The organism is Salmonella sp. SJTUF15591 (assembly GCF_043356435.1).
GTDB classification, from domain to species: Bacteria; Pseudomonadota; Gammaproteobacteria; order Enterobacterales; family Enterobacteriaceae; genus Salmonella; species Salmonella enterica.
This window is the reverse complement of record NZ_JBEUJO010000014.1, coordinates 69,181-79,846: the sequence shown is the minus strand read 5'-3', so window position 1 is coordinate 79,846 and position 10,666 is coordinate 69,181. Positions and strand designations below refer to the sequence as shown.

At 52.9% G+C, this 10,666-nt stretch carries 9 protein-coding genes and 1 rRNA gene; 2 read left to right on the top strand and 8 right to left on the bottom strand.

The annotated features are described in order from the left end of the window. Positions 1-112: ribosomal RNA gene (locus ABVM99_RS22420) — 16S ribosomal RNA — on the bottom strand; the annotation flags it as partial. A 480-nt stretch (positions 113-592) separates the two neighbouring features. On the opposite strand from ABVM99_RS22420, the gene ABVM99_RS22415 reads away from it, so the two are divergent. Beyond that, positions 593-1,297 carry a FadR/GntR family transcriptional regulator gene (locus tag ABVM99_RS22415; RefSeq protein WP_001131144.1) on the top strand — a complete coding sequence of 235 codons (705 nt, stop codon included), beginning with the start codon at positions 593-595 and terminating at the stop codon, positions 1,295-1,297. 11 nt (positions 1,298-1,308) lie between these two features. Beyond that, positions 1,309-2,736, top strand: coding sequence for a multidrug transporter subunit MdtD (gene mdtD / locus ABVM99_RS22410; RefSeq protein ID WP_023194484.1), 1,428 nt, complete (start codon positions 1,309-1,311; stop codon positions 2,734-2,736). On the opposite strand, the gene rbsR is transcribed toward mdtD, so the two are convergent. The 7 genes from rbsR to kup all read right to left on the bottom strand — a co-directional run bounded on the left by rbsR (position 2,702) and on the right by kup (position 10,649). Further along, positions 2,702-3,700 carry a ribose operon transcriptional repressor RbsR gene (gene rbsR, locus ABVM99_RS22405; RefSeq protein WP_000224495.1) on the bottom strand — a complete coding sequence of 333 codons (999 nt, stop codon included), beginning with the start codon at positions 3,698-3,700 and terminating at the stop codon, positions 2,702-2,704. The genes mdtD and rbsR overlap by 35 nt on opposite strands. Positions 3,701-3,703: 3 nt before the next feature. After that, complete coding sequence (rbsK, locus tag ABVM99_RS22400) at positions 3,704-4,633, bottom strand: ribokinase (RefSeq protein ID WP_000844728.1); 930 nt, start codon at positions 4,631-4,633, stop codon at positions 3,704-3,706. A 132-nt stretch (positions 4,634-4,765) separates the two neighbouring features. Further along, entirely contained in the window at positions 4,766-5,656 is an 891-nt protein-coding gene (rbsB, locus tag ABVM99_RS22395) for a ribose ABC transporter substrate-binding protein RbsB (protein ID WP_001056260.1), read from the bottom strand. Positions 5,657-5,680: 24 nt separating this feature from the next. Further along, a complete protein-coding gene (rbsC, locus tag ABVM99_RS22390; protein ID WP_000211345.1) occupies positions 5,681-6,646 on the bottom strand; it encodes a ribose ABC transporter permease in 966 nt (321 codons plus the stop codon). Between the two features lie 5 nt (positions 6,647-6,651). Next, positions 6,652-8,157 carry a ribose ABC transporter ATP-binding protein RbsA gene (gene rbsA / locus ABVM99_RS22385; RefSeq protein WP_023194485.1) on the bottom strand — a complete coding sequence of 502 codons (1,506 nt, stop codon included), beginning with the start codon at positions 8,155-8,157 and terminating at the stop codon, positions 6,652-6,654. A 7-nt stretch (positions 8,158-8,164) separates the two neighbouring features. Next, a complete protein-coding gene (gene rbsD / locus ABVM99_RS22380) occupies positions 8,165-8,584 on the bottom strand; it encodes a D-ribose pyranase (RefSeq protein ID WP_000715944.1) in 420 nt (139 codons plus the stop codon). Positions 8,585-8,780: 196 nt separating this feature from the next. Further along, positions 8,781-10,649 carry a low affinity potassium transporter Kup gene (gene kup, locus ABVM99_RS22375; RefSeq protein WP_000102338.1) on the bottom strand — a complete coding sequence of 623 codons (1,869 nt, stop codon included), beginning with the start codon at positions 10,647-10,649 and terminating at the stop codon, positions 8,781-8,783. Positions 10,650-10,666 lie beyond the last annotated feature (17 nt).

Sequence of the window (10,666 nt, the reverse complement as noted above, 5' to 3'; positions counted from 1 at the left end):
CCGTCCGCCACTCGTCAGCAAAGCAGCAAGCTGCTTCCTGTTACCGTTCGACTTGCATGTGTTAGGCCTGCCGCCAGCGTTCAATCTGAGCCATGATCAAACTCTTCAATTTAAAAGTTTGATGCTCAAAGAATTAAACTTCGTAATGAATTACGTGTTCACTCTTGAGACTTGGTATTCATTTTTCGTCTTGCGACGTCAAGAATCCGTATCTTCGAGTGCCCACACAGATTGTCTGATAAATTGTTAAAGAGCAGTGCCGCTTCGCTTTTTCTCAGCGGCGCGGGGTGTGCATATTACGCTTTCCCGCTTCAGAGTCAAGCGTTTATTTTCGCTTTTCTCCGTGAGGTTCTGGTCTGAACCCTGCTGACCCGGCGGCCTGTGTGCCGTTGTTCCGTGTCAGTGGTGGCGCATTATAGGGAGTTATTTCTGCCTGACAAGAGGAAATTTAAAATAATTTTCTGAGTGTCTCTTTTTTCATCAATGGCGTGCTTAACGTGCCATAAAATAAGCAAATTGCCGTTATTGCAACTGCAATCACACTTCCAGGTGGCATACTAATAACCAAACGAAAGAGAAAGGAAGAACATTCATGCCTTTAAGCGCACAACAATTAGCCGCACAGAAAAATCTATCCTATGTTCTGGCTGAAAAGCTGGCGCAGCGGATATTAAAGGGTGACTACGCCCCCGGTACGATTCTTCCCGGCGAAATAGAACTGGGCGAGCAGTACGGCGTAAGTCGAACGGCAGTTCGCGAAGCGGTGAAAACGTTGACGGCTAAAGGTATGGTGCTACCCCGTCCGCGCATTGGTACGCGGGTGATGCCGCAGGGAAACTGGAACTTTCTGGATCAAGAGCTGCTGACCTGGTGGATGACGGAAGAAAATTTTCATCAGGTGGTAGATCATTTTCTGGTGATGCGTATTAGCCTGGAGCCGCAAGCCTGCCTGCTGGCGGCGACTCTTGGCACACCGGAGCAGAAAGCGCGGCTTAATGCCTTAATGGAAGAGATGGTCGCGCTGAAAAAGCATTTTAAGCGTGAACGCTGGATTGAAGTGGATATGGCGTGGCACGAGCATATCTACGAAATGAGCGCCAATCCCTTTCTAATCTCTTTTGCTACGCTATTTCATTCGGTTTATCACACTTACTTTACCTCAATCACCTATAACGAGGTGGTAAAGCTGGATTTGCACCAGGCCATTGTTGATGCCATCGCTGATGGCGACGGCGAACGCGCTTTCCAGGCCTGCCAGGCGTTGTTAATAGCGCCCAATGAGAGACCAGATAATTAACAGGATATTGAATGACCAGCAAAAAAGCGCGCAGTATGGCTGGCCTGCCGTGGATCGCGGCGATGGCCTTCTTTATGCAGGCGCTAGACGCCACCATTTTGAATACCGCTTTACCGGCTATTGCGCATAGTCTTAACCGTTCACCACTCGCCATGCAGTCCGCTATTATCAGTTATACCCTGACAGTAGCTATGTTAATTCCGGTAAGCGGCTGGCTGGCTGACCGCTTTGGTACGCGTCGCGTCTTTATGGTTGCCGTAAGTCTGTTTACGTTAGGCTCGCTGGCCTGCGCGCTCTCCAGTTCACTATCTGAATTGGTTATTTTTCGCGTCGTACAAGGCGTCGGCGGAGCGATGATGATGCCAGTGGCGCGGCTGGCGTTATTGCGAGCCTATCCGCGTAGTGAGCTGCTGCCCGTTCTTAACTTTGTCACTATGCCGGGGCTGGTAGGTCCGATTCTGGGGCCGGTATTAGGCGGCGTACTGGTGACCTGGGCAAGCTGGCACTGGATCTTCCTGATTAATATTCCCATTGGTGTTGCAGGCATTCTGTATGCCCGCAAATATATGCCCAACTTCACCACGCCGCGTCGCAAGTTTGACATGACCGGCTTCTTTCTTTTTGGGTTAAGTCTGGTTTTATTTTCCAGCGGAATGGAACTGTTTGGCGAAAAGATTGTGGCGACATGGATCGCATCCGCCATTATTTTTTGCAGTATCGTTCTACTATTGGCCTATATCCGCCACGCCCGCCGTCATCCGACACCGTTAATATCACTATCGCTGTTTAAGACACGCACATTTTCCGTCGGTATTGCCGGCAACCTCGCCACGCGTCTGGGGACAGGCTGCGTACCTTTTTTGATGCCGTTAATGCTACAGGTTGGTTTTGGCTACCCGGCTCTGATCGCCGGCTGCATGATGGCGCCGACAGCTTTGGGTTCTATTATCGCGAAATCGACCGTAACGCAGGTTTTACGACGTTTGGGATACCGGAAGACTCTGGTCGGCATTACGGTATTTATCGGTCTGATGATTGCCCAGTTTTCGTTTCAATCTCCCGCCATGCCGATCTGGATGCTCGTACTGCCGCTATTCATTCTTGGAATGGCGATGTCCACTCAATTTACGGCAATGAATACGATTACTCTTGCGGATCTGACGGACGATAATGCCAGCAGCGGCAACAGCGTTCTGGCGGTTACGCAGCAATTGTCTATCAGTTTAGGCGTGGCGATCAGCGCGGCGGTGTTACGTATTTATGAAGGTTTTGCGGGCACCAGTACCGTGGAACAGTTCCACTATACCTTTATCACGATGGGGGCGATCACTATCGTGTCCGCGCTGATGTTTATGCTGCTAAGAGCCAAAGACGGCAACAATCTGATTAAAGAACGGTATAAATCTAAACCGACCCACGCACCGTCAAAACCGGAGTAAGCTGAAGTCGCTGTTGTTGCAAGGCGGGCTGCGCCATCCGATGAATCAACACATCAATAGCCAGCTCGCCCAATTCATCTTTCGGCTGATGGATAGTCGTCAGCGGCGGCGTCATATAGCGCGCCAGCTCAATATCATCATAGCCAATGACTGCCATATCCTGCGGAATACGAAGCCCCGCCTGATATAGCGCCTGATAGGCGCCGACAGCCATCGCATCGTTTCCGGTAAAAACCGCTTGCGGTCGCTGTTGATGGGCCAGTAACGCCTGCATGGCGTCAAAGCCGCCGCCAAATTCAAAATCGCCGGTGATCTCATAGCCTTGCGGAATAGCCAGCCCTGCGCGTTTCATCGCCGCCCGATACCCTTCCAGCCGTAAACGCGCTGGCGTTTTGTCCAGCGGGCCGGTAATACAGGCTATTCGGGTAAATCCTTTATCGATAAGGTGTTGGGTGGCAAGATCGCCGCCTAACAACGAATTATCCTGAATGAGATCGCTACCGCCCTCGCCATCAAACGGCGACCAGTCCATCATGACGGTAGGAATAGACGGATAACGCTCCATGATTTCACGAGAAGGCTGATGCGTTTCGGTACACAGCAGCAGTAAACCGTCTACCCGTTTTTGCATCAGCGTCTCCAGGTTGCGGTTCATCCGTTGCTCGTCGCCTTCGGTATTGCACAACACCAGACTATAACCGCGCTCAAAACAGCTTCGCTCAACGCCGCGCACCAGTTCGGAATAAAAAGGGTTGGTACTGGCGGTAATTAGCATACCAATCGTGCGGGTCTGGTTTAACTTGAGGCTTCGCGCCAGCGCAGAAGGCGCATAGTTAAGTGATTTAATCGCCGCTTCAACTTTTTCGGTTATCGTCTCACTCACAAAGCGATCTTTGTTAATAACGTGAGAGACCGTCGATGTAGAGACTCCCGCCAGGCGGGCAACATCTTTCATAGTAGCCAAGCGTTACCCCTGCTGATGTAAAAACGCTTCTATCTCTTCGCGCCACGGAACGGACGGCTGCGCGCCTTTACGCGTTACGGCAATCGCGGCGGCGGCATGGGCAAAGCGAATCGCTTCCGGCAACGGCGTCTCCTCCAGTATCGCGGTGATAAAGGCGCCGTTAAACGTATCTCCGGCGGCAATGGTATCGACAGCCTCAACGCTAAATCCAGGAACGCGGCGGCCCTCGCCGTCTACGCTGGCCCAGACGCCACGGCTTCCTAAGGTAATTAATACGGTTCGAATGCCTTTATCATGCAAAACCTGCGCAGCTTTCGCGGCATCGTCGTCATTTTCCACACGCACGCCCGTCAGCTTTTCAGCTTCCGTTTCATTTGGCGTGATGATGTCCACCAGCGCCAGCAGTTCATCCGGTAGCTCACGGGCAGGCGCCGGGTTAAGCGCAACAGTAGTATGATGTTGATGGGCGATTTTCGCCGCCGCCAGTACGCTTTCCAGCGGCGATTCCAGCTGCATCAGTAACGCATCCGCCTGCGCGATACGTTCACGTTGCGCATCAACCAACGCCGGCGATAACGCGGCATTCGCTCCGGCATGAATACCGATGACGTTCTCGCCTTCGCCGTTAACGAAAATCAGCGCCACCCCGGTAGACTCGCCTTTAATAACGCTAACTGGCGCGATATCAATACGATCGCTGACTAATTGTTTACGAATACTGTCGCCAATATCGTCATCGCCCGTGCAGGCGATAAACGCAATATTTGCCCCGCTACGTCCCGCAGCAACCGCCTGATTCGCGCCTTTCCCGCCAAACGCGACCTGATAATGGCTACCGGTTACCGTTTCACCCGGGGTAGGGAAGGACTCAAGATTAAGGATATGATCGGCATTAATGCTGCCAAGGACGATGAGATTACCTGCGGTTTTCATATTCGGGGTTCCACGTCAAAGTGCGCCACCGGTTAGGGTGGCGCGTGCCCTGCTTTTCTTTTTTTACGTTCACCTCAGCGGAGGCTCGCGTATTTCTGTCGCCATCAGGCCATAGTTGACCCGTGTCGTTTATTACTGCTTGATGACCAGTTTCAGGTCAACCGGATATTTGGCCTGAACTTTTTCGCCTTTCAGCACCTTATCCGCCACTTCAACGCCTTTGGCGCCGATTTGATCCGGTAACTGAGCGATAGTCGCTGCCAGTTTGCCATCTTTTACGGCCTTTTCGCCATCCGGCGTACCGTCAAATCCAACCACCATCACATCTGCTTTACCGGCAGTTTGCAGCGCGCGCAGTGCGCCCAGCGCCATTTCATCGTTCTGGGCGAAGACAGCCTGAACATCCGGATGCGCGGTCAGCAGGTTCTGCATGACGTTCAGACCCTTAGTACGGTCGAAATCGGCTGGCTGGCTGGCCAGGACATTAAATTTGTGGGCGGCTACCGCCTGCTGGAAACCTTCGCCACGCTCACGCGCCGCAGATGTTCCGGCAATGCCTTGCAACTCAATCACTTTGGCGCCTTCGCCAGCTTTTTTCGCGATATAGTCGCCAGCGATCTTACCGCCCAGCACGTTATCAGACGCGATATGGCTGACGACATCGCCTTTGGTTGCCTGGCGGTCAAGCGTGATAACCGGAATCTTCGCCTGGTTCGCCATCTTCACCGCGTTACCCACCGCATCGGAGTCAGTCGGGTTGATCAGCAAAATTTTGGTCCCGCGAACGGTTAAATCCTGCACGTTCGCCAGCTCTTTGGCAGGGTTGTTCTGGGAGTCCAGCACCACCAGGTTATAACCCAGTTTATCCGCCTCTTTTTGCGCCCCGTCTTTTAACGACACGAAGAAGGGGTTATTGAGGGTAGAGATCACCAGCGCAATGGTGTCTTTCGCCATTGCATTCGCGCTCACGGTGGCGCTCAGCGCAACAGCAGATACCAGGGTAGCCAGTTTTTTCATGTTCATATTTCAGATGTCCTGTAGTCGTTGTTACTGCTTTTTGTTGTCTACCAGTACCGCCAGCAAAATCACCACCGCTTTGACGATCATCTGGTAATAGGAGGAAACACCTAACAAATTCAAACCATTATTAAGGAAGCCGAGAATCAATGCGCCGATCAATGTCCCAACAATGCGTCCTTTACCGCCTGCAAGGCTGGTGCCGCCCAGCACCACGGCGGCAATAGCATCCAGCTCATAGCCGGTACCCGCCGTCGGCTGCGCGGAAGAGAGGCGCGCCACTTCAATGATGCCCGCCAGCGACGCTGTCAGGCCGCAAAGTGAATAGACGATAATTTTCACTTTGCTCACGCTAATGCCAGACAGGCGCGTCGCCGCTTCGTTACCGCCCAGCGCGTAGATATAGCGTCCCAGACGGGTGTGATGCAGCATATACCAGGCGGCGATAAAGACGATAGCCATGATCCAGACCGGCGTAGGAACGCCCAGCGGACGGCCGATACCGAACCAGCCAAACAGATCGGCGTTATCGGTAAAGCCGGTGTTGACCGGGCTACCGTCGGTGTAAACCATCGTCACGCCGCGCAGTAGCAGCATCATCACCAGCGTAGCGATAAACGCCTGTACGCGGCCTTTCGCGACGATAACGCCAGTAACGGCGCCAATCGCAGCGCCCAGCGCCAGCGCGGCGGCAACCGCGACCAGCGCATTCACTTCAACGCCGACGATTGAAGCGGCAACCGCGCCGGTGAGCGCCAGCAGGGAACCGACGGACAGATCGATCCCCGATGTCAGAATCACCAACGTCATCCCCACCGCCATAATGGCGTTGACGGAGGTCTGTTGAAGAATATTGAACAGATTATTAACGGTAAAAAAGTTGGGGCTCAACGTCGAAACAATCGCGATCAACACCAGCAGGGCAATGAGCGACTTCTGCTCAAGAAGCCACGCTTTAGTGAAATAACGGCGACCAGAAACAGCCTGGGTTGTCATCTTTTTTACTCCTGATTCACGCGATTAAGCTTGCCCACTGCGGCAGCCATTAACACTTCCTGGGTGGCCTGCTCGCGAGTAAATTCACCGCTGAGATGCCCTTCATACATGACGATGATGCGATCGCTCATGCCTAATACTTCTGGCATCTCAGATGAGACCAGAATGATGCTCAGGCCGTCGGCCTTAAACTGGTTGATAAGCTGGTAAATCTCTTTCTTGGCGCCGACGTCCACGCCGCGGGTCGGCTCGTCGAGAATGAGCACTTTCGGGCGCGTCATCAACCCGCGGGCAATCGCCACTTTTTGCTGATTACCGCCAGAAAGCAGGCCTATCGCCTGTTCCATTGACGGCGTCTTGACGTTGAACAGACGGATAAAATCCCCCACCGCCTGCTGCTCATCTTTGTGTTTCAGGCTTCCGCCAGCGCGGCTGAAATAGTCCAGCGCCGTCAGCGACATATTCTCTTTAACTGACATGCCGAGCACCAGTCCATCGCGCTTACGGTCTTCAGAGATATAAACGATGCCATTGGCCAGCCCGTCCTGCGGAGAACGCGTCACCACTTCGTGTCCATCAAGCGTCACGTAACCGCTGGTTCGCGGCATCGCGCCGTACAATACTTTCATCAGCTCGGTGCGACCGGCGCCCATCAGGCCGGAGATGCCAAGAATCTCACCTTTTCGCAGCACAAAAGAGACATCATTCACGCCCGGTCCGCACAGATTATCAACCTTGAGGCGAATCTCACCCGGCGCGTTATCCAGATGCGGGTACTGATCTTCCAGCTTACGTCCCACCATCATTTCGATAAGAGAATCTTCGGTCAACGTGGCCACTTCACGCTCGGCGATAAATTGCCCATCGCGGAAGACCGTCACGTCATCGCAAATTTCGAAGATCTCTTTCATACGGTGGGAGATATAGACAATGCCGCGCCCCTGCGATTTTAATTCGCGGATAACGCGGAACAGAGATTCGGTTTCAGTGTCGGTCAGCGCATCGGTCGGTTCATCCATAATGATGACTTTGGATTCGAAGCTCAGCACTTTGGCGATTTCCACCATTTGCTGATCGCCGATAGAGAGTTCGCCCACCAGCTTATCGCTCTTAAAGCGCAGATTGAGTTTGGCTAAGAGGTGGTCGGCTTCGGCATACATCTTTTTCCAGTCGATTTTGCCAAAGCGATTCACAAACTCACGGCCCAGGAAGATATTTTCCGCAATGGTCAACTGCGGGATCAGGTTCAGTTCCTGATGAATAATGCCGATCCCGGCTTCCTGAGACGATTTAGGCCCGTTAAAGGTGGTCTCTTTACCCAGCCATAACAACGATCCCGCATCTCGCGTATAGATGCCGGTTAATACTTTCATCATGGTGGATTTTCCGGCGCCGTTTTCCCCCACCAGCGCCATAACGCGGCCAGGATAAACGTTTAACGCGGCGCCGGAGAGAGCCTTCACGCCGGGGAACGCTTTATCGATCCCTTTGAGTTGCAGTAATGCGTCCATAGCGGCCTCAGAAAGTGACGCCAGCGCAAAGAATGACGTTCGCATACGGGGAACACTCCCCGCTGCGAATCACTGCCTGACTGTCTGCAGTCAATTTTTTGAATTGTTCGTGTGTCGTATAACTAATTTTTATGGTGTTTCCCTGGTGTTGCTGCAGTTGCTCAAGGTGAGTGAGCAACGTTTCGTGGAGCTGCGGATTCTGTTGTTTGATTTCCGTTGCAAGAATCGCCGCCTCAACCTGCATTTCCCGAGTCACGACATCCACCACCTGCATAAAAGAAGGTACGCCCTGGGTTAGTGCCATATCGATACGCGCGGTGCTATTCGGGATGGGTAAACCCGCATCACAGACTACCAGAGTATCAGTATGCCCCAGACGGGAAATGACCGACGAGATTTCAGAGTTGAGTACGGTGCCTTTCTTCATTTTTCTGCTCCACTAGCGAAACGTTTCGCTAGCCGCAGTGTAACCCCGGATGTGTTCATAAAACCATCATGACGTAACAGAATTGTGATCGCCGTCGAAACGTTTCGCTAGCGGAAATCAGGCGATTATCTTGTGGGAATCTACGGATTGGCCAGGCCGGGTAAGCCAACGCGGCCCCCGGCATGTTGATGGGAGGTTAAATCTCGACCTGCGTACCTAACTCAATCACGCGGTTAGGCGGGATCTCGAACTGATCCGGCGCGCGCAGGGCGTTGCGTTGCAACAACAAATACAGCTTGCCACGCAGACGCAAATACCACGGGCGTTTGCCGACAATCAACGACTCGTGCGACATAAAGAACGACGTTTCCATCATCCGACAGCTAAGGCCTTCCAGACCGCAGCGGTGGAACACCTCTTCAACGTTTGGCGTTTCGCGCCAGCCGTAGCTGGCCACCACGCGCCAGAATGTCGGAGACAACTGCTCAATCTGCACCCGGCGAACGTTATGCACATAAGGCGCATCTTCCGTACGCAACGTCAGTAAGATTACGCGCTCATGCAACACTTTGTTGTGCTTCAGGTTATGCAATAAAGCAAAAGGGATCACACTGAGCGCGCGCGACATGTATACGGCAGTACCCGGCACCCGAACCGGCGGTGACTTCTCCAGTGAAGCAATCATCGCTTCCAACGAATTACCGTGTTCATGCATACGACGCAACAGACGGAAACGCTCGCTCTTCCAGGTGGTCATGATCGTGAACATGATCAGGCCCAGGCTCAGCGGCAGCCAACCACCGGACAACAATTTGTCGAGGTTAGCCGAGAACAGCGGGATATCCACGCACAGGAACGCGATGAGGATCAGCGCGACAAAATATTTGTTCCAGTGCCAGTTCTTACGCGCCACGGTCGTAGAAAGAATAGACGTCAGCACCATCGTGCCGGTCACGGCAATACCATAGGCCGCCGCCAGGTTGCTGGAGTGCTCAAAGCTAACAATAACAACCACAACCGCGAAATAAAGCAGCCAGTTAACGAAAGGGATGTAGATCTGACCGGACTCCATCTCGGAGGTATGGATAATGCGCATTGGCGACAAATAGCCAAGACGCACGGCCTGACGCGTCAGCGAAAAGACGCCGGAAATGACCGCCTGGGAGGCGATCACCGTCGCCAGCGCGGCCAGAATCAGCAGCGGAATTAACGCCCAGTCCGGCGCCAACAGGAAGAAGGGGTTTTTAATCGCTTCCGGATGCTTTAGTAGCAATGCGCCCTGACCAAAGTAGTTCAGTACTAACGACGGCAATACCACGGTAAACCACGCCAGGCGAATCGGGAACTTACCGAAGTGTCCCATATCGGCGTACAACGCCTCTACGCCGGTAATCGACAGCACCACCGCGCCCAACGCAATAAACGATACGGTTTTATATTCAAGGAAAAAACGTACCGCCCAGACAGGATTCAGCGCATGTAACACTTCGGGATTGGCGATAATACTGCGTAGGCCAAGTACCGCCAGGATTAAAAACCAGGTCAGCATGATCGGCGCAAAGAGTTTTCCTACCATTCCCGTACCGTGCTTCTGAATCATAAACAACAGAGTCAGCACAATAATGGAGAGCGGGACAATCCAGGTATCCAGCTGCGGCGCGACAATCTCCAGGCCTTCAATCGCCGACATCACCGAAATCGCCGGCGTAATGACCACTTCGCCATAGAAAAAGCTGCCGCCTATCAGTCCCATGATAACTAACATGGATGTGGTGCGCGCCGAGGTATTACGCCCGGCAAGCGACATCAGCGTCAAAATTCCACCTTCACCCGCGTTATCGGCGCGCATCACGAAGGTGAGATATTTGATGGAAACCACAAAGATGAGTAGCCAGAAGATCAGCGACAGAAAACCAAACACGGCATCTCGTTCAACGCCAAAACCAAACTGACCGGACAAACATTCACGAAGCGTATAAAGCGGGCTGGTACCAATATCACCGTAGACAACCCCAATAGCTGCGAGGGTAATCGCAGGCAACGATTGCTTATTATCAGTGCTCATAGACTCATCTTTCGTTT

Coding starts and splice junctions, on each gene's coding strand:
- ABVM99_RS22415 (WP_001131144.1), top strand. CDS start 593: ATGCCTTTAAGCGCACAACAATTAGCCGCACAGAAAAATCTATCCTAT.
- mdtD (WP_023194484.1), top strand. CDS start 1,309: ATGACCAGCAAAAAAGCGCGCAGTATGGCTGGCCTGCCGTGGATCGCG.
- rbsK (WP_000844728.1), bottom strand. CDS start 4,633: ATGAAAACCGCAGGTAATCTCATCGTCCTTGGCAGCATTAATGCCGAT.
- rbsB (WP_001056260.1), bottom strand. CDS start 5,656: ATGAACATGAAAAAACTGGCTACCCTGGTATCTGCTGTTGCGCTGAGC.
- rbsC (WP_000211345.1), bottom strand. CDS start 6,646: ATGACAACCCAGGCTGTTTCTGGTCGCCGTTATTTCACTAAAGCGTGG.
- rbsA (WP_023194485.1), bottom strand. CDS start 8,157: ATGGACGCATTACTGCAACTCAAAGGGATCGATAAAGCGTTCCCCGGC.
- rbsD (WP_000715944.1), bottom strand. CDS start 8,584: ATGAAGAAAGGCACCGTACTCAACTCTGAAATCTCGTCGGTCATTTCC.
- kup (WP_000102338.1), bottom strand. CDS start 10,649: ATGAGCACTGATAATAAGCAATCGTTGCCTGCGATTACCCTCGCAGCT.